A 24,869-nucleotide genomic window follows, 5' to 3' on the forward strand; every position below is an offset into this window, starting at 1 on the left:
AGCTAGTGACCCGGTCCGTTCAGGAACTCTTCAAACAAGGATATTTTGGATAGCGAGTCAACCACATACCGGACGGCGAAGCCGACAGCAATGCCCGTAATAATACCGGTAATCAGCAGAACCGGCAGGTAATAGAAAATACTCGTTGAATTGAATACGAACGAGGCTGCCAGCAGCTGTCCCGTATTATGAGCCAATCCGCCCGCAATGCTGATGCCGATAACACTGAACTTTCTGCGGCCGAGCTTCACCAGCGCAAACATCACAATGAAGCTGAACAGGGAGCCGAACAGACTGAACAGCAGGCTGGACAGCGTACCGAGCAGGAAGGCGGTCAGCAGTGTCTTAAGGATTACCAGAACCAGAACATCGCGTCCGCGCAAAAAGTAAATACAGGTCAAAATCATAATATTGGCGAAGCCCAGCTTCGCCCCGGGCATCAGCCCCACTCCGGCCAGCGGGATCTGTGCCTCCACAATACTCAGCACCACAGCAACGGCAGCGAATATAGCAATAATTACCGTCCGCTTCAGCGCTGTAGCCGATTCACTACTGGACATAGCCATCTACTTCATCCTCCCCGGCCGCACTTGCAATCTCAACCAATACCCGGTGCGGAAGGCAGACAATGGTCTGCTTGGGCAGCGTGATGAATCCGAAGCCGAGGCATACCTTATCGGGACAATCCGCATCAAACATCTCGACCCCGTAATCATGCACCTTCAGAATGTTATAGCCCCGTTCGGTGCGGACCTCAATAGTCTGCTCTTCTTTGGTAAGGGTTATCGTTTTGAATAACTTACCATCTACCGTTATATTGGCCTTGAGTTCTTTGCCTGGCCCACCTTTATCAGCATCGTTAGACAACCATCTTGGCACGAGAAAAGCGAGCGCAGCAATCAGAACGATAGAAATCAGCAGCACATCTGCGCGTTTCATAGAAATCTCCCTTATTTTTTAATTAAAATCCAGACTTAATAATTATAACGGTCCGCCTTCAATCCTTCAATGAATGTAGTCGTTAATTGTCGCATTTCATGGGCAGTTCACAAAATAGGCACGCAAAGCCGAAGCGGAACCCCCATAAACTGGATAGTATCCGCTTCGGCAAGGAATATAAGGATAATGCCTTCAACTAGTGTATTATCCGGCCTGAACAGGCTGAGTACCCTTACGGGCTTCCGGCTTCCGGCCGAAGTACCCCAGGAACAATCCGGCGAATTCAGGGTCCCACTGGCTGCCCCTGCCCTGCTCCAGAATACCCAGCGCCCGTTCGTGGTCCATCCCTTTCCGGTAAGGCCGGTCCGACGTCATCGCATCATAAGCATCCGCTACCGCGATAATCCGGCCGTGCAGCGGGATCTCCCTGCCGGCAAGACCATCAGGGTAGCCCCGGCCGTCATAACGCTCATGATGCGAGCGGACGCCGCCCAGATAGGGTGCCATTTTGTCCGCCGGTTCAATCTGCCGCAGAATATTCTCTCCCAGCACAGTATGACTCTGAATCTGGAGGAATTCCTCATCCGTTAAGGCTTCTTCCTTGAACAGGATGCTGTCTCTCACCCCGATCTTACCAATATCATGCAGCAGCGCTGACTTGCGCAGATCATCCAGCTCCTGCCCCCTCAGTCCGGCCAGCTGTCCGATAATCACCGAATACTCCGCTACACGGAGCGAGTGTCCTGCCGTATAGGAATCGCGGGCGTCCAGCGCCACGGCAAGGGTGGAGAAGTAGCTGTCCAGCAGCTGGCGGCTCTGCTGCTCCCGCGCCTGCAGCCCCCGGACCATCATGTTAAAGCCTGCCACCAGCTTCGAGAACTCATCGGAGTACTCATCCTGCACCTGGACCAGATTCCCGTCCTTTACCTGGTTCATCGCCTGATACAGCTCATGGATCGGATGCTGCACACTGTTCGTCAGCAGCCAGGCCGCAATGGAGGAGAACAGCGTGCCGATCAGCAGCACCATCCCCGCCCAGGCCCAATAGCTCTGAAGTCCGACGACGACTATCGAGTCCCCCTCGCCGTTCATACGGATATGCGTGGCCATAATAAACAGGAACAGCGGAAAGGTACCGATCAGCATACAGCTCACCAGGAATTTGGGGCGTATCGGCACGAACACATGACCCTCCAGAGAAAAATCCACACCGTACTGCTCCAGCGCACGGTTCCTGAATTCCTTGATCAGCGGAATAATGGAGGTGCAGGTCAGGAAGAATTCAATGAGGGAATGCATACAAGCCACAAGCACTGCGCAGCACATCGCCAGAATCAGATAGAAGTACGGAAACGTGACCCAGCCAGAATGGATCATCCACACCGACAGCAGCAGAGCCGGAACGGATAATCCGAGCAGATGCGGGCCCATAATCCGCTGTATAGCCCGTTTGGGCAGCAGGTGCGTGTGCAGATATGCTTCTTCCAGCATCGATAGCGCAGCATTCTCCTGAACGAGCGCAGCCCGTATGGGCCTGATCTGTCTGAGAAAGACAGTAATCTCTATAGACGCCATTATTACAAAAGAACAAACAAGCACCAGTAAGAGGCGGTAATATTCAACCCGGCTGATCTCCAGAGAAGATAGCATAAGCAGACTCCCGACCGCGAGTACCGCTACAGCTGAGCCGAAAATATAGTTCCGGACCTGTTGCTTCAAAAAAATTCTGTATAGTTCCATCTGTCCCCTCATTCCTGTCCTGGCCTCAGCCCAATATACTCTTGCGTATTTATAATCCCCGTGCTATAATAAAATAATATTTGTTTTCGAGTATGTTTATCCCCATCAAGAAGATGTCAGGCCGATGAATCACTTCTCTATATTATCGGCGGTTTGGACACAATATCTTACGTTTTCTTGCAGTACTTATCCCTTTTATGAGATTAAATTCGAACATAGCATTCCGATTCACACTGGCGCGGCCACGGAGCCGCAAGGACAAAAGAGAGGTAGGGCTTTTGTCGTATTGGAAGGATTATTCTCGCCACACGGCTGCTGGAAATAACAAGGAATAACGACACCCGTCTTGCTCACAGACGGCGGGGGATTAATATACCGATAAGACATGGCCCGCTGCTTCTCTGTTCTTCAGGGAAAGGCCCCATGTGTGGAACATAATTAGCGCCCGATAACCGCTGTCAGCGGATATCGGGCGCGTCTACGTTCTATGGACTTTTACCGGACAGATTCAGCGGCAGCAGGGCTGTGTACATAGCGTTCCACGAATTCGCCTACTGTGCGGATGTATGTGTTTTTATCCGTATCATAGGCAAGACCATGCCCCGCTCCATGCACCACCAGCTTCTCCTTCGGACTCTTACAGGCCTCATACAGCTCATTCATCATCGCATAAGGCACGAACTTATCCGCATCCCCGTGGATGAACAGAATTGGCACCTTGGCCTTGCGAACCTGCTTCAGCGCAGACGCCTCCCCGAAGGAATAACCGGCCTTCATCCGGGTCACCAGGCTGGCCACCGGCACAAACGGGAAGCTGGGCAGACGATACATCCGCTTCAGCTGATAGGACAGCTGTGCCTTGACCGAGGTGTAGCCGCAATCGGCGACAATCGCCTTGACCTGCGGAGGAAGCTCCTCGCCGGACGTCATCAGCACTGTGGCTCCGCCCATCGATACGCCATGCAGCACGATCTGCGCGTCCGGGCCGTTCTCCTGCAGAACGAATCCGATCCATTTCAGATAATCCCGGCGCTCCGGCCAGCCAAAGCCGATATAATCTCCTTCACTTTTCCCGTGTCCCCTGGCATCAGGTAACAGCACATTATAACCCAGGTTCTCATAATAGTTCTTGGCGGTCGCTCCCATATCCTTGGCCTTCCCGGAATAACCGTGGGCAACAATGACCGTCCGTCCCGCAGCACGCGCTGACGCCAGATAATAGCCTTGCAGCTTGAGCCCATCCTCAGACACCAGTTCTACCTCACGGAAGGTCTGCCGGGACACCCACTCCGCTCCTTCTCCCCACGAGGCTCCGGCCACCGGCGGCGGATCAATCTTAAGGTCTGGGGTCTTGGCCAGGAATTCCTTAGGGGCCCGCTTAATGGCTACTCCATAAAAATAGAATCCGGCATACCCCACCCCTCCGGCCACCACGATCAGCACCACAAGCAGGTATATCATCCACATCAACGTTCCTCCTTCAGTAAGCAACCATATTAATTTGAGCCTAGTATAGCATGGGAGTACGGCCAACTAAAAATACGGCTGGGGCTACGGTAAGAGATTCAGCATGAATTTCTTTCTCTTCACAAACTTCAAATCCATTGTACTCTGCAAGACTCTTGGAACAAGCAGGTGGACTCTATTTAGCACACTCGCCTTCCCGCAGCAGATTGCATGCATGTATGCTGTTTTCCACATACATTTGGTCCGCTGACTCTCTCATCGGCACATTGTATGCTGTTTTTCGCATACATTTGGTCCGCTGACCCTCTCACCGGCACATTGTATGCTGTTTTCCGCATACATTTGGTCCGCTGACTCTCTCACCGGCACATTGTATGTTGTTTTTCGCATACATTCTGTATCCGGGCACTTATTTCCAACGAAAAAAGAGCTACTTCCAGGAGAACGTCTTCTCCGAAAGCAGCCCTTGTCAAATCACAGGATCATTGTTTGTTTATATAAATCTCAGTTCCGGTCACTCATTTACGTTTGCTGTTTCTGGTGGTTCTTCTAAGAATCAAGCCCAGACCAGCGAGTGCCAAACCGGCAAAATAATAAGGCGCCGGACTGGATTCGCCCGTCTTCGGCAAGGTTCCATCCACAGGCACACCGCCTAGAGGAACTTCATCATCAATAAGGACTACATCGGGTGCCGGTTCTGCTGAAGGCGTTGGCTCCGGTGTTGCTGCTATTGGCGCAACCGCAATAGCCGGTGTCGGCGTTGATGCCGGTACTGTTGTAGCTATCGGAGTTGCTACAGGCCCAAGCGGCAGCGGATCATCAATCACAGCCACATCATTGCTCACGATAAATCCGATAATCGGAGTCGGCGTAGGCACTGGAGGGAAACTGAACGGCGGCGATGTTGGCGCTGGCGTTGTTACTGGTGTTGGATCTGGTGTCGGCGTTGGTGTCGGCGTCGGTGTTGGTGTCGGCGTCGGCGTTGGTGTCGGTGTCGGTGTCGGTGTCGGCGTTGGTGTCGGTGTTGGTGTTGGTGTCGGTGTTGGTGTTGGTGTTGGTGTCGGTGTTGGTGTTGGTGTTGGTGTTGGTGTTGGCTCTGCCGTTGGCGTTGGTGTCGGCTCTACCGTCGGTGTTGATGTTGGCTCTGCCGTTGGCGTTGGTGTCGGTTCTACCGTTGGCGTTGGTGTCGGCTCTGCCGTTGGCGTTGGTGTCGGTTCTACCGTCGGCGTTGGTGTCGGCTCTACCGTTGGCGTTGGTGTCGGTTCTACCGTTGGCGTTGGCGTAGGCACCGCTGTCGGCGTCGGTGTTGGCTCTGCCGTTGGCGTTGGTGTCGGCGTCGGCGTTGGTGTCGGCGTCGGTGTTGGTGTCGGCGTCGGCGTTGGTGTCGGTGTCGGTGTTGGTGTCGGTGTCGGTGTTGGTGTCGGTGTTGGTGTTGGTGTTGGCTCTGCCGTTGGTGTTGGCGTTGGCTCTACCGTTGGTGTCGGTGTCGGTTCTACCGTTGGCGTTGGTGTTGGCTCTGCCGTTGGCGTTGGTGTCGGCTCTGCCGTTGGCGTTGGTGTCGGCTCTGCCGTTGGCGTTGGTGTCGGCTCTGCCGTTGGCGTTGGTGTCGGTTCTGCCGTTGGTGTTGGCGTAGGCACCGCTGTTGGCGTTGGTGTCGGTACCGCTGTTGGCGTTGGTGTCGGTTCTGCCGTTGGTGTTGGTGTCGGTACTGCCGTTGGTGTTGGTGTCGGTACTGCCGTTGGTGTTGGTGTCGGTACTGCTGTTGGCGTTGGTGTCGGTACTGCCGTTGGCGTTGGTGTCGGTGTCGGCTCTACCGTCGGTGTCGGTGTTGGCTCTGCCGTTGGCGTTGGTGTCGGTACTGCTGTCGGCGTCGGTGTTGGCTCTGCCGTTGGCGTTGGTGTCGGTTCTACCGTTGGCGTTGGTGTCGGTACTACTGTTGGCGTTGGTGTCGGTGTTGGCTCTGCTGTCGGCGTCGGTGTCGGTACTGCCGTTGGCGTTGGTGTCGGTGTCGGTACCGCTGTCGGCGTTGGTGTTGGCTTCACGGTCGGTGTTGGCGTCGGCTTCACGGTCGGTGTTGGCGTTGGCTTCACAGTTGGCGTTGGTGTCGGCTTCACGGTCGGCGTTGGCGTCGGCTTCACGGTCGGCGTTGGCGTCGGCTTCACGGTCGGTGTTGGCGTCGGCTTCACGGTCGGCGTTGGCGTCGGCTTCACGGTCGGTGTTGGCGTCGGCTTCACGGTCGGTGTTGGCGTCGGCTTCACGGTCGGTGTTGGCGTCGGCTTCACGGTCGGCGTTGGCTTTGGAGTTGGGGTGCACACAGGTGTCGGGCTAGGTTTTACTGTGGGTGTAGGTTTCACTGTAGGTGTAGGCGTTACCGTTGGTGTTGGTTTTACCGTCGGCGTTGGTGTTACCGTCGGTGTTGGTTTCACTGTAGGTGTTGGTGTTACCGTTGGTGTTGGTTTCACTGTCGGCGTTGGCGTTACCGTTGGTGTTGGTGTCACAGTCGGCGTTGGCGTTACCGTTGGTGTTGGTGTCACAGTCGGCGTTGGCGTTACCGTTGGTGTTGGTGTCACAGTCGGTGTCGGCGTTACCGTTGGTGTTGGTTTTACCGTCGGTGTTGGCGTTACCGTTGGTGTCGGACTAGGTGTCGGTGTTGCGGTCGGCGTCGGACTCGGCGGCGGCCCCTCTCCCTCGTACAATCCCAGGTGCATCTCTACCCCGCCGCTAAAAGATTTTGCAATCAGGGTTCCGTACAGCTCTGCTCGGGCATAATGAACATCCGCTCTGGGTGCGAGAATGCTGCCATAGAAGGAGGTATTAGCGATATTCACCTCAGAAGCTTCGTAAAAGTTGAACAATACTTGACTGGCTCTGCCGTTATTCATTGAAAAGCTCGGCACATTGACTGTAGGCCCGCTTATATTAATAATCAGCGTAGCGTTCTGTGCAATGTTGAATTCGATATAGTTGGTCTTCGCCAGTGTCGAGGCATCCAAATGAACTACATTGAAACGATCCGGTGCACTTATCTTGAGCTGTCCATAATTGTTATTGCCGATCTCATTCGTGTCAGCCAAGGCACCATACTCTGTGGAACGGGAGATCAGAGCCTGCTGCTCGGCTGCAAAATCAATCGGCTTCTCTTTCCTCTTAGCACCTATAATTTTAACCTGGGGCTCATTGACTGTAATGCTGTCCCCGTATACCACATTTCCGTAAATTTCTCCGCTACCCGAATGTTCAAAATTCTTGCCCGCAACCAGCACATCCGTAGGCGAAGCATTCCTGTATGCCCTGGCTACTCCGTAACCTCCGGTGAGGGTAATGTTCCCCGCCGCTGCCAGACGGCCTTCAATCTGATCACCGCCTTGTGTGAAATCCCCAAGAATAAAAGCATTAAAATTCCCTGCGACCCCCAAAACCGGTGTTGGCGTATAAGGAACCCCTGAAGCTGCTCTGACATCCGTGCCCCACGTAAAAGCACTGGATACGGTCAATAAGCCTGCCATAAGGATGGCGGCTGTTTTACGTACTCCTTTTTTCAATAGTCCACACCTCCTAGTTACTATTCTATGAATCTGTCACGCGACTATAACAACAAAAAGACCGCCAAGAAGGGTTAGCTTCACGGCGGCCGGACGACCCTAGTCTCAACTTTAGAGACAGTAGATTCCTGACTTTGCGTCCCGTTCTTTCGATCCGGTTTGCGTTTGTACATGATTTCGGTATGAAATTGGGAGTAACTTATGTAAATTCATCGTTGAGTCTATGACATTTGTTACTTTTGTACTAATTTCAGTTTATCCGCTCCCCCATCCTATTGTCAATCCATTCCCAGTATATTTTTTGAAATTATATTTTTCGATGGTTCCTCATTGATCCCTTGTACCATAAGGGTTAAGGGGCGAGTCTCTTTTTATTTATTGACGAAAAAAGTCGAGAAATCAGAAGATTGGCTGTAGCCGTTTGTCTCTCTTCCCTATAATAATATCAATTTATATTATTTAAATTTGATTCATTTGTCCTATTTTATAGCCCTCAGGCCCCTCGAACTCATTGTCTGCTCCTGTTCAATGCAATTTTACCTATTTACAGGCAGCTCAGCTCAGAAAAAAAGTGCCGCCCATAGGGACGACACCTGCTAATAGACTTCATATATTTTGAATAAAATGTCGCCTAGGCAGACCCGAACAGCTGAACCCAGCCAATCATCGATACCCAGAGCGGAACACTTAGAATGATCCCGAATACCAAACCACGGCGGAGACTTCCTTCATGACTCATTGCCATTCTCCTTTGAGCTGATTTATTTTTCAATCCTTAATCTTTAATATTTCAATTTTAATATAAAATAATTCATCTTATTTTTTTGTGAAATATATCACATTATTTGAGTTAATTTATAAAACCCATTGATTATTTTTTGAAGGATGAGTTACAATGCGAATATACGTTCTCTTCGAGGGGTTGAGAAGGATGCAAAGAGCAGAGAGCCAGGATAACCTGCTGGTCAAATCCTATATTTTGCTGCCGCTTATTCTATCCGCCTTCGAGCGGGATGCTTCTGCTATAGCCTCAGAGCTGCGCACGCCTGCGCCTTATCTGGAGGTAATCCAGTCGGCCGTCCATGCCGCTTCTGCTGATCTGCGGGAGGTCCGTGCCGGGATGCACGCCCGTGGTCTGAAGGTCTATGAGCAGCAGCGGCTGGAGGCGGGTGTTGAAGCCAAATTCGTCTGCAGGGGTTATCACGAGCGGATGCTGCTGCTGGATGATGTGATTGCAGCCCAGGCCACTCTGCATATGCGCAGATACCTGGGTATGGAGAAGATGGAGCAGGGCTAACCAAAGAAGCCTGCCGCAAGCGGCAGACTTCTGCATGAAATGTTCACCCGGATGCGGTTACATTAACAACGTCCAATACCCGAGCGTGCCGCATATCACCACCACAGCTACCGGGTACAGGATTCTCCGGCTTACCTGATCCCTGAACGCAAGAAACAAACAAAGCATACAAAGCCATGCAATTAGAAGGCTTCCCATCTATTATGCATACGCTCCTTCCCGGCATTCCTGCCCCTCTCCAGCGGTAGACCGCCTCAGAGCACAACTATCCTTATATATAGGAAGATTTCCCGCCGAATATCCCAATTATACCAGCTGACAGCCAATCTGGAGCAATTTTTCTTCACATTGCCGTCAAGAAATTCACAATTCCTCTTCCAGCACAGGATATTCCCAGAAACCCAGACGTCCCTTAGCAGGTATGGGATGTACCAGCGGAACAACCTCCTCCAGCTTCCAGGCATACCTTCCTTCGGCATAATTGCCGAATACATATTCATTGCCGCCCGGCCAGCCTTGCTGCGCAAGCTCCGGCGTCACCTCACAGCAATCCGCAATGCGGCTGACTGCAATGATCTTGCCGGTTGGCAGGTTGTCCGCAGTGTAGCCGTAACGTGCCAGCAACGACTGATACGGCTCCGTCCGGCAGATCGCCTTATTCACCTGCATCCCGGCATGGATGGCTAACTCTCCCCGGTGGGCGGTCCGCCAGGTACGGGTTTCGATTTGTTTTTCTCCCAGCGCAATTAATGTTGCCCACGGCTGGCGGATGGTCAGGCATTTCATAATGTAGCTTGCCTCCTCTGATGAACACCTTTTTACTCAGAATTACTATGGCCTTCTACGGGAAACAATAATAGCTAAGAAGGGGGACTGACGGACTATGGGTAACGGATTAGATCAAGGGTACGGGGTATTAAAATGCAAATTATCCAATGAGAATATCATATATAAGCTAGGTGTCAAAAATAATCATATCCAGGTACTGGTTGAGGTTGAAGGTGTTATTCATAAAAAGTACAGGGTGGCTATCAATATCAGATCAAGCGCTAAAGCGGAACATTTACCGGAGGACACTGCAAATCAGGTGCTTTACTATGTGGGCGAAGATTTCAAAGCGGAAGAAACGGCCCGTTGGCTCGCGCTTGAATCAGGCTTCACGAAGATCACCGGGCATAACCGGAGCCTTGCCCTTGATTATATCAGGGGAAACCTGGTGATTCCCAGTAAGATGGTAGCTCTGCCTAATACGAACCAGGATGACAAGGAAGACAATGATCCGCACAACAATCTGTATGATAAAATCACCTCTTATCTCAAGGAGGCACAGGAACAGGATGCAACCCTGTACGTATTCGGCGAGCCTTGGGGACCCGAAGAGGATAAGCCCGATAAATACTTCGGCTTCTCCCCTGGGCAGGGCGTCCATAATATTCATATGAACCAAGGCAATGCGGGCGGGTACGCCAGAGAAAATGGCACATGGCAAGACGGCGGAGTCCTTATTCATTTCGAGAATGAACACAGATGGGTGGCTATCTTCCTGGCCTTCCAGTCCCAATCCTGGTGTACTAACGACCAGGGAGATGCCACCAAGCCGGTTAGTGAATGTAATCATACCAATGCTTTGTCATGAGCCAACACCAACGCATTAACCGCTGATACGGTATCCTTGGCATCCAGCTGTTCATCCAGCTTCAAATGAAGTTGTAAGGTAGCGACTGGTGAATGGTTAGCAGAAACGATGAGCTCAACCTCATGAGAGGAGAGCACCTTCGCTTGCAGGATTTGCAGCCAGGGGATAAGATCCGGTAACGCTTTATCCTCCGAAGGACCGGTCTCCATGCCATCCACCCCAATAGGGGAATGCCCAGCGAAATACTCAATTCTGAGCACAGCATCAGAAGGGGGACTGTTCCTCTTCAAGGTCCTAGCCGCTTCGAGCTGATGACGGGAGGTTCGTTTACGACCGATAATTATATTCCACAAAACGATACACAGAGAGGGGATGAAGAAGCAGAGCACCGCCAACCAACCACTGGAGGTCTTAACATAGACGGTAAAAAAGAGGGCTGCGGATAGAATCGCAAGCAACCAGATGTAGATCTCCTGCCGCCATTTGGACTGGAGCTTCCCGGATGCTGGAGGAATGGACTGTGCTGGCTGAATATCAAGAGCTTTCTCCGGTTGAGCTGCCCTACGTTCTCTCCATGGCAAATGCTCCCCATTCAGCATATAGACGTTATCGGCTGCTCCCTGCCAGACCTTCTCCTGCGAGGGATGCGGCGACTGCCAGAGGGTAACGTATTCTTGAATGTCTTTTAGATACAGGGCGGGATCGCCCGTGAATGAGAAATATTGCGAAAGCTCCAGATGAATAACGGCAGTAGAATAACGCTGTACATGGGTCGATAAGGTTACCAGCCACTCATGTACAGGAGTGGAAAGCGCCGGGAAATGGGCCAGCGTGCCGGGTAAGCTCAGACGCAATTGCTCTGCAGCATCCGCCCATGGAATCTGCCATTGGAAGGCCTCGGAGAAATGCTCCCACTCAGGCAAATCCTCCACATCCGGTTGGTTCATATGGGGTTGAATCTTGCTCCAGGCTTGCATAAGCTGCCTGCTATAGCGCTGGAACTGGTCTTGGCTGACCAGACAAAACCATACTGGAGCGAGAAAATTATTCGTCTCGAAAGCTGTATTCTCATAATCAATCAAATCTGTATCGGCACTGGTAACACTCAGGAATGTCCGGTTTCCCATATAAGATCCTTGCCTCCTAGCATCCAACCCTATGCTCCCCACTTTACTTAACTAAAGGTTAGAAGAATGGTAGATGTTGATGCTTGCATAGAAAAAAGGCGCAGTTCCAAAAAACCGGAAACCCGCGCCACTATCGACTTTGTAAAGATGCTGGTGAAGGGAATTGAACCCCCGGCCTACGCATTACGAGTGCGTTGCTCTACCCCTGAGCTACACCAGCTTACAGACGTTTGCATCTGCCAAACAAAAAATATTATAACTCTTCCAGCGGAAAACGCAACCCCTTTTTCCGCTGGCTGCCGTGTCATCAGCCCTGCATCAGCCCCAGCCCGCGGAAATAATCCAGTGCAAGCTTAGCGCTCTCAAGAGAAGATACCTCATAGGCCTCCTGCTCCACAATATAATAGAGAATTCCGCTCTGCTCCGCGATCTCGAAGACGCTCCGGAAATCGACCTCTCCCTTCCCGAGATCGGTCTCTTCGTTGTCTGCTCCGAAATCCTTAATGTGGACCAGCGGAACACGTCCGGCGTACCGTTGCACATAATCTACGGGCCGGGCTCCGCCCCTGTATACCCACCCCAGATCGAACTCTGCCAGCATCTGCTCCGCAGGAATCCGCTCCAGCCAGATATCGATGACCGCCTTGCCGTCAACTTTTGCGAATTCATAATCATGGTTGTGATAGCCATATTGCATTCCCGCTGCCCGGACCATCTCGGAGGCTTTCTCCAGGAATGGAATGATCCTCGTTACATCCTCTATAGTAGGGTTCGGAGGAAGCGGTGCCGACGGGGTGATTATATATTGCAGTCCGAGCTCTACCGCGTATTCAATCTCTTTGGCTAAGGCCTGTTCCATCTTATCCAGGCTTCTGAAGTCCAGACCTACATGCGCCGAAGGAGCAGCCAGGCCGAGTTCATCCAGCTTACGGCGCAGTTCCCCTGCAGATACACCGAAATAACCGGCGAATTCAACGGCCTGGTATCCCATCTCTGCCACCTTGGCCAGTGTGCCGAGGAAATCGCGCTCCGTCTGGTCGCGCAGTGTATACATTTGAATTCCGATCTGCTGTGCTGCTGTTGTCATGAAGAATCCGCTCCTTATCGTCATTTCTGATTGGATACTATATTCCCGCTACTCCCCCTGTAGCTTGCGCTCCACGGATTCCAGCTTGCTGCGGCTGGTCGAGGTCTTGTCGCGCCGGTCATCGATCTTGAGCGAGGTTGAGACTCTCTGCGCCCCGGCGGTGAACGGCGACTCATGCAGCGCTTCTACCGCAGCCAGAATCCGCGCTACCGGACCCTCAATAATCGTACCATGGAAGTAAGCTCATAGGTAATGCCCTCCACCGTCTCCAGCACGCGCTGCATCTCGGCCACATAGCTGCTGAGACTGGTGCTGCCTGTCCCAACCGGAACAACGGTCACTTCGCCAATTGCCATTGTGAACTGCCTCCTAATGATCTGATGTGCCTGCCTCTAACTTTTCCTCTTTATTGTAACGCTTCGCCAGGCTTGCTACAAATCACCTGCACCCTCTCTATTCTATTAATATCCGTCAAAATGATTACCAGGATTAGACGCACTCTATTTATGGATTCTTTGTGGCGTATTTTCGGAGATTTTATGAAACATTCACGGCAGATTCAGAGGAAAGTTGTGGATTACCTGTGGACTAACTGTGGATCAGCTGTGAGTAAAAGCGCCGAACCCGCTCCCCGTGCGGGATTGCAAAAAAACATTTACAAACACAATATATTGCGGTAGTTTTAATAGATAACAACAAAATATAGTAGAAACGGGTGTTTCACCTCTTGTAATAGAGGTGCGACTTAATAGGGAAGCGCGGTGCAAAACCGCTGCGGTCCCGCCACTGTAACCGGATGCTCCCAGGGTGCGATGCCCAGGGCCGCATTCTCCGGCTAATTGCCACTAAGGGGCGGAATAAGCCCCCCGGGAAGGCGCCGGAGGAGTTGCCGGAAGCCAGGAGACCTGCCTGTTTCGGTGGCACCGCTTAGACTCCTGCGAGGAACAGGGGAGGTGTCCGTATGCGGCCTGCAATAGCAGAGTTAGCCTTCCGTCATTCGGGTCAGAGGCTGCCGATACCTGAGGACGATCGGGGATTATTTTCAGGTATCGGCTCTGCGGAATATACAAGAACGGGCGTAAGCTATCGCCCTTGTGTCTGCTCGTATGTTCCACCCAGACCACAGGCAAATTTCCGTTTCCCGGATCTTTGCATCATGCATTCGGGCATTTCCGGCCTTCCCGGCCGGGGGTGCTTTTTTAACGCTTACAATACCCGAGAGGAGAGAGTTATATAATGACGCTGCTGGAGAAACGTTATAACGAAGGACAAGCTGCACAGGAGGATCTTTTGGAAGAGGTCATTCATCTGGGACGGGATATTATCGACAGCCGGGATCTGGATCTGCTGCGCGAGAACGCCAACCTGAACGGGGAGAGCTTCTCCGGCAAAATGAGCAAGTTCGGCAGTGAATATTCCAAATGGTATGCCCGCAACTTCACCATGCCGCCGCAGCTGGTACAGGCTACCCTGGATAATGTCGTCTATGTACATGACCTGGATCAATACGCCATCGGTACTACCAACTGCATCTTCATCCCGTTCGAACGGCTTCTCCGTGAAGGCTTCAACACCGGCAACGGCAGCGTACGGCCTCCCAACTCGATTATGACGGCGATGTCGCTGGTGGCGATTATTTTCCAGTCGCAGCAGAATGCGCAGTACGGCGGTGTGTCCGCCAACAAGCTGGATTATGATCTGGCCCCTTATGTTACCAAATCCTTCTCCAAGCTCTTCCGCAAAGGTCTGGAGTATTTCGAGGAGAACGCAGAGGGTTCGGAGCTTGGGGAGATTACGATGAGCCGCAGCGATCTGGCTGAGCAGTATCCGCGGGCCTTCCGTTTTGCCCTGAAGGAGACGCAGAGCGAGACCCTGCAGGCCGCAGAGAGTATGGTACATAACCTGAATACGATGTCCAGCCGCTCCGGCGGCCAGATTCCTTTTACCAGCATCAACTACGGCACCTGCACCTCCCCGGAGGGCCAGCTTGTGATCAGCTCGCTGCTGACGGCCACGATGAATGGACTGGGCAGCGGGGAGACGCCGGTGTTCCCGATTCAGATCTTCAAATGCAAGCAAGGTATCAACCAGCAGCCGGGTGACCCTAACTATGAGCTGTTCCTGAAGGCAGCGGAGTGCTCGGCGCGCAGATTGTATCCGAACTTCGCCAATCTGGACGCTCCGCTGAACATGCAGTATTACGATCCGGCCGACCCGGATACCGAGTTCGCTACGATGGGCTGCCGGACCCGTGTGCTCGGCGACCGCTTCGGACGCAACCATTGCTCCGGCAAAGGCAACTTGTCCTTCAACACGCTCAACCTGGTGCGTCTTGGACTGGCCCACGGCACGATAACCGGCCGCCGCCTCGCTGCTGATGAAGAAGGGTTCTTCGACGACCTGAATCACTATATGGATATTGCGCTGGACGGCCTGCTGCACCGCTTCCGTATTCAGGCTTCCCAGAAGGCCAAGGCCTCCGATTTCATGATGCGGGAAGGCGTCTGGGAGGGCGGCGAGCAGCTTGCCCCTGATGACAGCGTAGGCGAACTGTTGAAGCACGGCAGTCTGTCACTGGGCTTCATCGGGATGGCGGAATGCATGAAGGCCATGTACGGCAAGCACCACGGCGAAGATATGGACATCCATGCTAAGGCTGTAGCCATCGTCCGCCACATGCGTGAATATTGCGACCGCAAGAGCGAGGAGCTTAACCTCAACATCACCTTGTTTGCAACACCGGCCGAAGGTCTATCCGGCAAGTTCACGAAGATCGACCGCAAGGTGCTAGGCTCTATCCCTGGGGTAACCGACCGTGAATATTATACGAACTCGTTCCACATTCCGGTCTACCATGAACTGAGCGCAGCCAAGAAGATCAGCCTGGAAGCCCCGTTCCATGAATATTGCAACGCCGGAGCGATCTCCTATGTCGAGCTGAACGGTAATGCCCGGAGCAACCCTGCAGCCTTTGTCAAAATCATCAAATATGCGCTGGAGCAGGATATCAGCTACTTCAGCATTAACCATCCGATTGACCGCTGCTCCGGCTGCGGCTATGAAGGGGTCATCGGCACGAATTGCCCGACCTGCAATGCCCATGAGGATACCACCCATATCCGCCGTCTGCGCCGGGTTACCGGGTATCTGACCGGTGACTATCAGACCCGCTTCAATGCTGCCAAGCAGGCCGAAGTCCGGGACCGTGTTAAGCATCTATGAACATCTGCGGATATTACCCGGAGTCGATCAATGAAGGGGAAGGCCTGCGGGCCGTCCTCTTCTTCAGCGGCTGCCGCCACCGCTGTCCGGGCTGCTTCAACCCGAAGACCTGGAACTTTAACTTCGGGGAAGTCTTCACCCCGGAGCGGCGGCGGGAGATCATAGAAGAGATTGCAGGCAATCCGCTGCTGGACGGCTTGACGCTGGCGGGCGGGGACCCTTTTTTCTCGGCTGAGGAGGCTGCAGACTTCATTCACGAGCTGCGCGCCGAGCTGCCGGGCTTCCCAATCTGGATCTATACCGGCTATACGTACGAGGAGCTTACGGCTTCCCCGGGCTCTGCGGAATGGAACCTGCTGGCCTTGTGCCAGGTCGTGATCGACGGACGGTTTGTCGAAGCGCTCAAAGACCTTACCCTCTCTTACCGGGGAAGCAGCAACCAACGGATCATCGATATTCCTGCGAGTCTGGCGGGAGATAGGGTTGTTCTGTGGGAGCCGGAGCTGAGCTTTCAAGGGGTATAAAAATAACAAAGGCACTAGACTCCCGCTACCGGGTGGTTTAGTGCCTTTTATTGGTTCGGAGCGGGTACGACTTATTGCCCTGCCTTACGTGCCACCTTATGCTCCGTCTCCTCTGCCAGCTCCTCCAGCACGCTGTCCAGACGCAGCTTCAGCTCTTCGGCCAGCTCAACTACGCCCTGGTCGTTACGCACCGCCTGCGAGTCTACGGCGTAGACGCCGCCAAGAATGTAGCGGGCACCCAGCACGGACAGTACCGGCTTCAGCGCATAGTCAATCGCCAGCAGATGCGCGAGGCTTCCGCCCATGAAGAGCGGCAGCACGATTTTGCCGGCCAGCCCTTTTTGCGGCACCAGATCCAGGAAGGTCTTCAGCACTCCCGTGTAAGAAGCCTTATATACCGGACTGACTACGATTACCGCATCAGCTTCCGCTACGAGCCCATTCGCCTTGACAATGGCTTCGCTCTCGAATTTCGTATGGATCAGATCCTCCGCAGGCAGCTCCGCCACATTGATCCGCTCCACTTCAAATCCGCGCTCCCGCAGGTCATTCTCTGCATACTCAATCACGGCATTGATCCGTGAGACCAGCGAGGGTGTTCCGTTAATTACGACTATTTTGGCCATTTCCGCACCTCTTCCGTCCGCATGATTAGGATAAACCGGGCTGCTTCGCCGGGCATCAATACTTTAAATTAGTAATAATCCTAGCAGAGTACAAGGAATATTGTCAAACCCCTCTTATGCTTGCAAACCGCTGCCGCTCTGGTTATAATAAACGGCAAACCTATATCCCGACCAGGCCAACGACCGGCATCCAACCGCGAGGCGTCTGCGACCGGAGCAGCTTCCTGTTCCCTAAGTTTACCGGGTTTCGCCCGTTACCGCGAAGACCAAAGAGGGCCTGATTCCGCGCGCTGCATAGCTGCTGTACGCGAATGAGGTCAACCTGGGTGGCACCGCGAGCTGACGCTCCTCGTCCCATGGATGAGGGCGTTTTTTGCGTTTTTTTACCCACACTTAAGGAGCGGATGCAGATGCTGGATATGAACTGGATCAGGGAGAATGAGGACATTGTACGGAAGACAGCCGAATGGAAAAGATTGAAGTTCCCCCTGGAGGAACTTCTGGAGTGGGATGACCGGCGGCGGCTGGCCCGCCGGGAGACGGAGCAGCGGCGCGCGGAGCGCAACGCGCTGACGAAGGAGGTCGAGCGCCTGCTGCGCGGGGGCGACGTTTCGGGTGGCGAGCTGGCCAAGGAGCAGGTGCGGGTGATCAACGGCCAGCTGACTCTGCTGGAGGCGGAGCTTCTGGATGCGGAGCAGCGCTGCGGCGAGCTGCTGCTGGAAGCGCCGAATCCCGTGTCGGCGGATACGCCGATCGGGCCGGATGAGCGCGCGAATGTGGAGCTGCGGCGGCATGGCGCGCCGCCGGTCTTCGGGTTCCGCGCGCGGGACCATGTCGAGCTCGGAGAGCTGCACGACATCATCGACCTTCCGCGCGGCGTCAAAGCCGGAGGGCCCCGCAGCTATGTGCTGAAGGGGGCCGGGCTGCTGCTGCATCTTGCGGTGCAGCGGCTGGCCCTCGATGTGCTGATGCAGCGCGGCTTCACCGCGCTGGATGTGCCCGTGATCGTCCGGCCGGAGGCGCTGGAGCGGACCGGCTTCTTCCCCGGCGGCATGGATCAGACCTACGAGCTGACGGGCGAGAAGCGCTGGCTGGCCGGGACCTCGGAGGTGTCGCTGGTCTCGCTGTACAGCGATGAGATTCTAGAGCTGGATCAGCCGCTGCGGCTGGCCGGGATGTCGGCCTGCTTCCGCCGCGAGGTCGGCTCGGCCGGGCGCGATGTGCGCGGGCTGTACCGGGTCCACCAGTTCTCGAAGATCGAGCAGGTGGTCATGTGCAAGAACGATCCGGCAGAATCGGAGCAGATGCTCCAGGAGATTCTCGGCAATGCCGAGCATATTCTCCAGCTACTGGAGCTGCCCTACCGGGTAGTCGCCGTCTGTAGCGGAGACATGGCGATGAAGACCCACAAGCAGTATGACATCGAGACCTGGATGCCGGGCAGAGAAGCCTACGGGGAGACCCACTCGGCTTCCAATCTGCTCGACTTCCAGGCCCGCCGCTCGGGCATCCGCTACCGTGATGAAGACGGGCGGCTGCAATACTGCCATACCCTGAACAACACAGCCGTCGCCACGCCGCGCATTCTGATTCCGCTGCTGGAGAATCACCAGCAGGAGGACGGATCGATCTATATCCCGCAGGCACTGCGGCCTTATATGGGCGGGGCGGAGCGGATTGAACTCAAGTAACCTTTCCTTAACCACCACCGGCTACTCATCCGCCCACTTCTGGGGCATTCGGGGGACATTCAGAGCATTCGGGGACATTCAGGGGCAATACTGCCCCTGATTTTTGCCCTTACCTGAGCTTCACCCGTCCTACGCACCCTCCCGCTAACACATTGTAAGTGGTTTTTCGCATACATTCACCCGCTCGCCCCCGCACAGCCCCATTGTATACTGTTTTTCGCATACATTCGCCCGCTCGACCTCGCACAGCTCCGTTGTATACTGTTTTCCGCATACATCCAGTCCGCTCGCCTCCGCACAGCCCCATTGTATACTATTTTTCGCATACATTCGGTCCGATCACCCCCGCACAGGCCCATTGTATATTGTTTTTCACATATATCCGGCCCACTTGCCCCGCACCCTCCCGCCAGCACATTATTATCGGTTTTTAGCGCACCGAAGGCGTTGAGGGGAAAGTGGAACAGCGTTCCCCCACACTCAGGAGAGGAACGCTGTTTTAGCATATAAATAACATGTAGTTTACATGATTTTCAGAAAACATAACGAATTTCGTATAAACATAGTAAAGTTTTATATATTTCATGCATTTCCAACCATGGATTTATGCAAGTTTAACAAATATTGCCGAAAAATTGCGCTAGATTCATATTATCTCTATTATAATAGAGTACGAATGATATTTTATGGGGAGGTATACTCACATGAAACTTTCTTCACAATGCAGGAAGCCGCTCAGTCTATTCCTGGCGGTAGCATTGCTATTAACCGGGATGTTCCCAGCATTATCAGGAGGCTCAGGGACGGCCTCAGCAGAGCCGATTATAGCAGCCGACACTGCTGTAGCGACCCAAGCGCCCCCCGTTACTGCATCTCCCGCTTCGGGTACTAAGATTGGCACAGGCTCAACCATTACCCTAAGCACCCCGGTAACCGCAAGTGTGTATTACAGTGTCTACGCTAACAAGAGTGCTACCCCAGAAGTGGCAGACCAATTGTATACTGCCCCAATCATCGTTCATTCCGGTATTACCTCGCTTAAGATTACAGCCTATGCCTTATTACCCGATTCTGAGAAAGGTCCAACCTCCACTTTTGAATACAGCGTCGCCCCTGCACTGGCAGGTCTGAAGATTAACCAGATTCAGGGCGCTGGACATACCTCCCCTTACGCGGACAAAGTGGTCACCGATATCAAGGGAATTGTTACCTACATCAAGGATGCGGACAGCTTCTACATTCAGTCTGCAGCCGCTGATATGGATACGGATATCAAGACCTCAGAGGCCATCCAAATCTATCAAAAAGGAAAAAGCAGCGCCGTTAAACCAGGCGATGCTGTAACGGTAGACGGAGTAGTCAAGGAATTTGGCCGCTCTGGGCAGCTATCCACTACACAGATCACTGCCACCCAGACAACGGTTATCAGCAGCGGTAATCCGCTTCCGGCCCCAACCCTGCTGGGCACTGGCGGACGCCTCATCCCAACAGCCGTGATCGATGATGATGGTCTGAATCCGGCCAAGTTCGAGCCGGCCACCGATGCCATAGACTTCTATGAGAGTCTGGAAGGCATGCGGCTGGAGATTGCCAAGCCGACCACTGTGGGCCCGGCAGTCTACTATGCTTCCAGCAGTACTTTTGAAATCCCAGTGGTGACCGTCAACGGTACGGGCAACACGACTGAAGTGACTTCCCCTGCCGGCGGGCTGGTACTGACGGGTGCCGACTTTAACCCGCAGCGCCTCATACTCTCTGTGAAGACCGCTCCGGTACTCACTACAGGCCAACAATTCCTGGGCAATGTCACCGGTATTCTGACCTATGATTACGGCAAATTCCTGATTTCTACGGAAACAGACGGCCTGCCGGATGTCTCCCCAAGCAAGCTGAAGAGAGAAGTGACTTCGCTCTCCCCGGGAGATGCGGATAAGCTGAATATCGCTTCTTTTAACATTGAGAACTTCTCCCAGCATAATGATCCCGCCAAAATCGCCAATGTCGCCAAAGATATCGTGGTCAATCTCAAAACACCCGATATTATCGGCCTGACAGAAGTGCAGGATAATGATGGAACCGGCAAAGGCGGAACGGATGCCAGCGAGAGCTACACAGCGCTAATTGCTGCCATTGCAGCTGTTGACGGCGGTGCATCTAACTATGGTTACACGGATATCGCACCGCTGAACAACCAGGATGGCGGCGTTCCGGACGGCAATATCCGCTCCGGCTTCCTGTACAATATGAACCGCGTCTCGCTGAAGCAAGGCACACCTGGTAATGCTACTGACGCTGTAAGCTATACCGCCGGTTCCGGCCTCAGCCTGAATCCGGGCCGCATTGATCCCGGCAATGAAGCCTTCAAGGAGTCGCGCAAGCCGCTGGCTGCCGAGTTCATCTTCGGAGGCAAAGAAATCATCGTGATTGCCAATCACTTCAACTCCAAGAGCAGTGACAACTATCTGTTCGGTTCCGTACAACCTCCGGTCTTCTCGACTGAAGTTCAGCGGGCCAAGATCGCCATGGTGGTAGGCAGCTTCGCTGAGGATGTGCTTCAGAAGAACCCGGCGGCAAATCTTGTCGTGCTCGGTGATCTGAATGACTTCCAGTTCTCAGACACGCTGAATATCCTCAAGGGCAGCGCACTTACGAATCTTGTAAATACCCTGCCGCTGAATGAACGGTATTCCTACAACTTCCAGGGCAACTCCCAGACGCTGGATCATATCCTCGTCAATAACCGGCTGGCTTCTGCCAGCAAGCTTGATATCGTGCATATTAATGCCGATTACGCAGATCCGGGAGATTATCCGCAAGGTACTGTATCTGATGCAGACGGCATCCGGATCAGTGACCATGATCCGCTGCTCGCACAGATTGACTTCGGCGGGGCAGATTTCAATCTGCGCGTCCTGCATACGAACGATACCCATAGCCATCTGGAGAATATCACCAAGCGGACCTCAGCCATCAGCAGCGAACGGACAGGCAATACGGTGCTGCTGGATGCGGGTGACGTCTTCTCCGGAACTCTGTATTTCAACCAGTTCAAGGGTCAGGCAGACATCAAGTTCATGAATCATATCGGTTATGATGCGATGACCTTCGGCAATCATGAGTTTGATATGAATAAGGAGAATCCGGAAATTCTGCGGAATTTCGTGACGGCAGCCAAGTTCCCTTTTGCCAGCTCCAATATTGATTTCACTACGAAGAACAGTGAGCTTGCCGACCTGTATCATGAGGTGACTGGTATTCTGGAGACCGATGAGTCCAAAAGTACCGCCAAAGACGGTCATATCTATCCTTCCGTCATCAAGGACGTATATGGAGAGAAGATCGGAGTCTTCGGCTTGACGACTGAGGATACTGTAGGCCTCGCATCTCCCGGTGACAAGATTATTTTCAAAGATCATATAGAAAGCGCGAAGCGGACCGTCCAGGCGCTTGAAGCCCAGGGTATCAACAAGATTATCGCCGTCACCCATCTGGGGTACACCGTGGATCAGGAGCTGGCCAAGGCCGTTCCGGGGATCGACATCATTGTCGGCGGACATTCCCACACGAAGATCGACAACCCGCCAACTCCTGTGGTGATTGCAGGGACGGACAAGAAGGTCCTGATTGTACAGACCGGCGAGTACAGCCAGTTCCTCGGTGAGCTTGACGTTACCTTCGATAAGAACGGTGAGGTTAAGGCATACCAAGGTAAATTGCTGGATGTTAACCTGTTCGGTGAAGATGCTGCTGCCAAAAAAATTCTTGCCCCATACGATGCCGAACTAGAAACGGTTCGAAGCCAGGTGGTAGGTTACTCGAACGTTGACCTCTACACCAACCGCGACATTGACGGGAAATCCGTCCGCGTAGTGCGTAAGGAAGAGACGCCAATCGGCAACATGATTGCTGACAGTATTGCGGAGAAAGTAACCGAGCTAATGCCTAACTTCGTCTCCAAGGAGGACCAGAGTACGATCAAAGGGGTCGTCGCCATCCAGAACGGCGGAGGCATTCGTGCAGCAATTGACAAGGGCGATATTACGATGGGTGAGGTGTTGACCACACTCCCATTCAATAACAGTCTGGCAGCCCTGAAGGTCACCGGCGCAGAAATTATCTCCTCCCTGGAGAACGCAGTCAGCGGCCTGGAATCCGACCAGGGACGTTTCGCCCATGTCTCGGGGATGAAATACACATATGACTCTACCAAGAAGCCGGAGATTATAGATTCATTAACCGGCAAGGTCACGCAAGCGGGAGAACGCATAATCTCCGTTGAAATCAAACAGGCAGACGGGTCTTACCTGCCGATTGATCCGGCAGGCTATTATATTCTGTCTACGAATTCCTTCATGGCAGGCGGCGGGGATTTCTACCGTGCACTGGCCTCAGCCAAGGCAGACGGACGTTATTACGAGCTGGGTCTTCCCGACTTCGAAGTTCTGCTGGCCTATCTGAAGAAACACCTTCAGGTGACCTCCAGCGTTGAAGGACGGATCACCGATCTGAAGGGTGCCGCTCCAAACCCAAGTCCGACTACAACACCAGCACCAACCACCAATCCGGGCGGATCTAATCCGGGAGGCTCCGGAGGAGTGACGCCTACAGCAACGCCTGCACCAAGTCCGACTCCGGCTTCAAGTGCAGCAGCGCCGCAGATTACCACGTTTACAGCAGCGGTGCTTACCGCTCAGTTTGCAGCCTTGCCTGCCGGTACTAATGAGCTGAAGCTCCCGCTCACGGCTTCAGCAGGCGGCGCCCAGGCTGTGCTGCCAGGCAGCGTGCTAGTGCAGCAGGCGGCGGCACATCCGAACACAGTGTTGACCTTCATCTCTACCGGCGGCGCTTCCTATTCCCTGCCGCTGAGTCTTATTAACGGAACGGCTCTAGCCGCCCAGCTTGGCACCAGTGAATTCACGGTTACCGTCTCTCTGCTTCAGGCGGGTAACGCTATACTTGACAGCCTGAACAAGGCTATCGCAGTGCATGCCGGCAGTGTTACTGTGGCGGCGCCCGTGATTGAATTCAGCATCACTGCCCAGGCCGGCGGCAAGAGCGTACCTCTGAACAGCTTCGGCAGCACTTATGTGAAGCGGACCCTCACGGCCACAGGGGCACTTGATGCCAAGGGTGCGACCGGTGTTGCCTTTGACCCGGCCACAGGCAAGCTGTCCTTCGTGCCTTCGGTCTTTGGTAATCCGGCAGACGGGCATACGGAAGTAACGCTTAAGCGCAACAGCAACAGCTATTATACTGTGGTGAAGTCGTCCAAGACCTTCGGTGACACTACCGGGCACTGGGCACAATCCGCCATTGAACTGCTGGCCTCGAAGCTGGTGATTACCGGCACCAGCGCCGCCGCTTTCTCGCCTGCCCAGTCCATAACACGGGCAGAGTTCGCGGCACTGATTACCCGTTCCCTGGGCCTTGCCCCGGCAGCAACAGGAACGTCCTTCAGTGACGTCCGTGCTGGAGCATGGTACACGGATGCCGTACAGACAGCCTCAGCCGCAGGTCTGATTACCGGATATACGGATGGCAGCTTCAAGCCGGGCAGTCCAATTACCCGGCAGGAGATGGCAGCCGTCCTGTCCAAAGCCATGAAATACACCGGCAAGACCCTGACGGCCGATCCGGCTGTACTGGCTAAATTCCGCGATGCCTCAAGCATCCCGGCCTGGTCCAGAGCAGCGGTAGCAGAGATCGCCGCCGCAGGCATCATCCAGGGTACCCCTGATGGTGCGTTCGCTCCGGCGAAGCTGGCTACCCGTGCGGAAGCGGCTACGATGCTGGAGAAGACCTTGAAGTCGCTGCAATTCATTAACTAACGCACGCACGCTACAGCGTTATACAAGCTTTAAATCAGTAAAGGCGGTTCCCAAGGCGCATGATGCGCTGCGGGAACCGCCTTTTTTGATAGATAAGAATTTTTATATTTTGGGGTTCCCGCAAAGTACCTGAGTCATCTTCG

Annotated in this window: 15 protein-coding genes, 1 tRNA gene, 1 pseudogene and 2 riboswitches; of the genes and pseudogenes, 6 read left to right on the top strand and 11 right to left on the bottom strand. The window is 53.7% G+C overall.

Annotation, left to right across the window (positions count from 1 at the left end; all coding sequences use genetic code 11):
• Positions 1-2: 2 nt before the first annotated feature.
• The 5 genes from MKY96_RS26390 to MKY96_RS26410 all read right to left on the bottom strand — a co-directional run bounded on the left by MKY96_RS26390 (position 3) and on the right by MKY96_RS26410 (position 7,688).
• Positions 3-566, bottom strand: a complete 564-nt coding sequence (locus tag MKY96_RS26390; RefSeq protein ID WP_036700635.1) for a Gx transporter family protein — start codon at positions 564-566, stop codon at positions 3-5.
• On the bottom strand, positions 550-939 hold the full coding sequence (locus MKY96_RS26395) for a NusG domain II-containing protein (protein WP_036700638.1): 390 nt from the start codon (positions 937-939) through the stop codon (positions 550-552). Before MKY96_RS26395 ends, MKY96_RS26390 begins: the two co-directional genes overlap by 17 nt.
• A 204-nt stretch (positions 940-1,143) precedes the next feature.
• Positions 1,144-2,658, bottom strand: coding sequence for an HD-GYP domain-containing protein (locus MKY96_RS26400; RefSeq protein WP_340945025.1), 1,515 nt, complete (start codon positions 2,656-2,658; stop codon positions 1,144-1,146).
• Between the two features lie 516 nt (positions 2,659-3,174).
• Positions 3,175-4,140, bottom strand: coding sequence for an alpha/beta hydrolase (locus tag MKY96_RS26405; protein WP_340946765.1), 966 nt, complete (start codon positions 4,138-4,140; stop codon positions 3,175-3,177).
• Positions 4,141-4,664: 524 nt separating this feature from the next.
• Positions 4,665-7,688 carry a choice-of-anchor A family protein gene (locus tag MKY96_RS26410; protein ID WP_340945026.1) on the bottom strand — a complete coding sequence of 1,008 codons (3,024 nt, stop codon included), beginning with the start codon at positions 7,686-7,688 and terminating at the stop codon, positions 4,665-4,667.
• 81 nt (positions 7,689-7,769) lie between these two features.
• Positions 7,770-7,862: riboswitch (cyclic di-GMP riboswitch) on the bottom strand.
• 757 nt (positions 7,863-8,619) lie between these two features.
• On the opposite strand from MKY96_RS26410, the gene MKY96_RS26415 reads away from it, so the two are divergent.
• Positions 8,620-8,985 (top strand): hypothetical protein, encoded by a 366-nt coding sequence (locus MKY96_RS26415; RefSeq protein WP_340945028.1) that lies wholly within the window; start codon positions 8,620-8,622, stop codon positions 8,983-8,985.
• A gap of 363 nt (positions 8,986-9,348) precedes the next feature.
• Here the strand turns inward: MKY96_RS26415 and MKY96_RS26420 are convergent, their stop codons facing one another.
• A complete protein-coding gene (locus tag MKY96_RS26420) occupies positions 9,349-9,771 on the bottom strand; it encodes an ASCH domain-containing protein (RefSeq protein ID WP_340945030.1) in 423 nt (140 codons plus the stop codon).
• A 97-nt stretch (positions 9,772-9,868) separates the two neighbouring features.
• Between MKY96_RS26420 and MKY96_RS26425 the strand changes: the two genes are divergently transcribed.
• A complete protein-coding gene (locus MKY96_RS26425; protein WP_340945031.1) occupies positions 9,869-10,621 on the top strand; it encodes a YukJ family protein in 753 nt (250 codons plus the stop codon).
• Here MKY96_RS26425 and MKY96_RS26430 read toward each other — a convergent pair.
• The 4 genes and pseudogenes from MKY96_RS26430 to MKY96_RS26445 all read right to left on the bottom strand — a co-directional run bounded on the left by MKY96_RS26430 (position 10,600) and on the right by MKY96_RS26445 (position 13,191).
• Positions 10,600-11,703 carry a hypothetical protein gene (locus MKY96_RS26430; protein ID WP_340945033.1) on the bottom strand — a complete coding sequence of 368 codons (1,104 nt, stop codon included), beginning with the start codon at positions 11,701-11,703 and terminating at the stop codon, positions 10,600-10,602. The genes MKY96_RS26425 and MKY96_RS26430 overlap by 22 nt on opposite strands.
• 193 nt (positions 11,704-11,896) lie before the next feature.
• Positions 11,897-11,968 (bottom strand) — tRNA-Thr (locus tag MKY96_RS26435).
• A gap of 87 nt (positions 11,969-12,055) precedes the next feature.
• Positions 12,056-12,835, bottom strand: a complete 780-nt coding sequence (locus tag MKY96_RS26440; protein WP_340945034.1) for a sugar phosphate isomerase/epimerase family protein — start codon at positions 12,833-12,835, stop codon at positions 12,056-12,058.
• A 48-nt stretch (positions 12,836-12,883) separates the two neighbouring features.
• Positions 12,884-13,191: pseudogene (locus MKY96_RS26445) on the bottom strand (MTH1187 family thiamine-binding protein).
• A 340-nt stretch (positions 13,192-13,531) separates the two neighbouring features.
• Positions 13,532-13,762, top strand: a riboswitch (cobalamin riboswitch).
• Positions 13,763-14,071: 309 nt separating this feature from the next.
• Here MKY96_RS26445 and MKY96_RS26450 point away from each other — a divergent pair.
• A complete protein-coding gene (locus MKY96_RS26450) occupies positions 14,072-16,057 on the top strand; it encodes an anaerobic ribonucleoside triphosphate reductase (protein WP_340945035.1) in 1,986 nt (661 codons plus the stop codon).
• Complete coding sequence (nrdG, locus tag MKY96_RS26455; RefSeq protein ID WP_340945037.1) at positions 16,054-16,581, top strand: anaerobic ribonucleoside-triphosphate reductase activating protein; 528 nt, start codon at positions 16,054-16,056, stop codon at positions 16,579-16,581. The genes MKY96_RS26450 and nrdG overlap by 4 nt, the downstream gene beginning before the upstream one ends.
• A gap of 71 nt (positions 16,582-16,652) precedes the next feature.
• Here the strand turns inward: nrdG and ssuE are convergent, their stop codons facing one another.
• Positions 16,653-17,207, bottom strand: coding sequence for an NADPH-dependent FMN reductase (gene ssuE / locus MKY96_RS26460; protein ID WP_340945038.1), 555 nt, complete (start codon positions 17,205-17,207; stop codon positions 16,653-16,655).
• Between the two features lie 410 nt (positions 17,208-17,617).
• On the opposite strand from ssuE, the gene serS reads away from it, so the two are divergent.
• The gene (serS, locus tag MKY96_RS26465) at positions 17,618-18,898 is read left to right on the top strand and encodes a serine--tRNA ligase (RefSeq protein ID WP_340945039.1); all 1,281 of its coding nucleotides are present in this window, start codon (positions 17,618-17,620) and stop codon (positions 18,896-18,898) included.
• Positions 18,899-19,602: 704 nt separating this feature from the next.
• Positions 19,603-24,726 carry an S-layer homology domain-containing protein gene (locus MKY96_RS26470; protein ID WP_340945040.1) on the top strand — a complete coding sequence of 1,708 codons (5,124 nt, stop codon included), beginning with the start codon at positions 19,603-19,605 and terminating at the stop codon, positions 24,724-24,726.
• Positions 24,727-24,869: the final 143 nt, after the last annotated feature.

The organism is Paenibacillus sp. FSL R7-0302 (assembly GCF_038006885.1).
In the GTDB taxonomy this organism is placed as follows: Bacteria; Bacillota; Bacilli; order Paenibacillales; family Paenibacillaceae; genus Paenibacillus_AQ.

Excerpts from the sequence above, each read along its gene's own strand:
- MKY96_RS26470 (WP_340945040.1), top strand. The coding sequence starts at position 19,603 with ATGAAACTTTCTTCACAATGCAGGAAGCCGCTCAGTCTATTCCTGGCG.
- MKY96_RS26450 (WP_340945035.1), top strand. The coding sequence starts at position 14,072 with ATGACGCTGCTGGAGAAACGTTATAACGAAGGACAAGCTGCACAGGAG.
- ssuE (WP_340945038.1), bottom strand. The coding sequence starts at position 17,207 with ATGGCCAAAATAGTCGTAATTAACGGAACACCCTCGCTGGTCTCACGG.
- MKY96_RS26440 (WP_340945034.1), bottom strand. The coding sequence starts at position 12,835 with ATGACAACAGCAGCACAGCAGATCGGAATTCAAATGTATACACTGCGC.
- serS (WP_340945039.1), top strand. The coding sequence starts at position 17,618 with ATGCTGGATATGAACTGGATCAGGGAGAATGAGGACATTGTACGGAAG.
- MKY96_RS26415 (WP_340945028.1), top strand. The coding sequence starts at position 8,620 with ATGCAAAGAGCAGAGAGCCAGGATAACCTGCTGGTCAAATCCTATATT.
- MKY96_RS26390 (WP_036700635.1), bottom strand. The coding sequence starts at position 566 with ATGGCTATGTCCAGTAGTGAATCGGCTACAGCGCTGAAGCGGACGGTA.
- MKY96_RS26420 (WP_340945030.1), bottom strand. The coding sequence starts at position 9,771 with ATGAAATGCCTGACCATCCGCCAGCCGTGGGCAACATTAATTGCGCTG.
- MKY96_RS26425 (WP_340945031.1), top strand. The coding sequence starts at position 9,869 with ATGGGTAACGGATTAGATCAAGGGTACGGGGTATTAAAATGCAAATTA.
- nrdG (WP_340945037.1), top strand. The coding sequence starts at position 16,054 with ATGAACATCTGCGGATATTACCCGGAGTCGATCAATGAAGGGGAAGGC.
- MKY96_RS26395 (WP_036700638.1), bottom strand. The coding sequence starts at position 939 with ATGAAACGCGCAGATGTGCTGCTGATTTCTATCGTTCTGATTGCTGCG.
- MKY96_RS26405 (WP_340946765.1), bottom strand. The coding sequence starts at position 4,140 with ATGATATACCTGCTTGTGGTGCTGATCGTGGTGGCCGGAGGGGTGGGG.